This window comes from Streptomyces sp. NPDC037421, assembly GCF_055602105.1.
The window spans coordinates 1-1,235 of sequence record NZ_JBVJWV010000090.1; the positions used below are offsets into that span (position 1 = coordinate 1).

Consider the following 1,235-nt stretch of genomic DNA (forward strand, 5'->3'; position numbering starts at 1 on the left):
TCCAGCGACGGGTCCTGCGCCTGGAGCATGGTTCCCATCGCTCCGTCGGCGACGACCACACGGGTCGCGAGCGCCTCCCGGAGGGCATCGGCCCGCTTCTGATGACCGCTCACGACGCTTCCACCAGCCGCGGCTCGATCTCTCGGGCCGCCTCGTGACCGTAGGTGCGGCCGATCCTGGACAGCAGATCGGCGGTGAGCAGCTTGTACTCCTGGGTGCCCACCGATTCGATCACCACGGTTGCCAGGGAACAGCCGAGCTGCGCCGCCCGCTCGTAGGGCAGTTCCCATGCCAGACCGGCGAGGAAGCCCGCGCGGAAGGCATCGCCCACGCCGGTCGGATCGGCCACGTCGTCCGTGGGCACCGCGGCGATGTCGAGTCGCCGCCCGTCGGCGGTGGCGATCGAGACGCCGTCGGCGCCGCGCGTGGTGATCCACGTGCCCACCCGCGCCAGTACGTCCTCCTCCGTCCAGCCGGTGCGTTCGCGCAGGAGGGCGCTCTCGTACTCATTGGTGAACAGCAGGTGTGCCCCGTTCACCAGCGACCTGGTCTGCTCGGTGTCCAGCCGGGCCAGCTGCTGGGACGGGTCGGCGGCCACCCGGACGCCGAGAGCGTGGGCGGTGGCGGTGTGACGCAGCATCGCCGTGGGGTCGTCGGCCCCGACGAGAACGAGGTCGAGCCCCTCCGCGCGGTGGTGCACCTCGGTGAGGTCGATCCGGTTGGCCTCTGCCATGGCGCCCGCGTAAAAGCTGGCGATCTGGTTCTGGTCGACGTCCGTGGTGCACACGAAGCGTGCCGTGTGCAGGGTCTCGCTGACCCGGACCGAGGCAGTGTCCACTCCGGCCGCGCGCAGCCACGTGTCGTACTCGGCGAAGTCGACCCCGGCGGCGCCGACGAGCAGGGGCCGGAGGCCGAGGCGGCCGAGGCCGAAGGTGATGTTTGCCCCCACGCCGCCCCGGCGAACCTCCAGCTGGTCGACGAGGAACGACAAGGAGACGGTGTCGACCTTGTCCGTGAGCAACTGCTCCGTGAAGCTACCGGGGAACACCATGAGGTGGTCGGTCGCGATGGAGCCGGTCACAGCGATTCGCACGACTCTCTCCTTGAAGTGTGGGATGACGTGGGGGCGGCGGATCAGACCAGGCCGGCGGCGGCGCGCAGGGCGTCGACGCGGTCGGTGCGCTCCCAGGTGAAGTCCGGCAGCTCGCGGCCGAAGTGGCCGTACGCGGCGGTCT

General features: G+C 70.6%; 1 protein-coding gene. It reads right to left on the minus strand.

Translation table 11 applies throughout. The features are described from left to right. Positions 1-109 precede the first annotated feature (109 nt). Positions 110-1,093, minus strand: a complete 984-nt coding sequence (locus tag ACZ7IF_RS39310) for a carbohydrate kinase family protein (RefSeq protein WP_470981855.1) — start codon at positions 1,091-1,093, stop codon at positions 110-112. Positions 1,094-1,235: the final 142 nt, after the last annotated feature.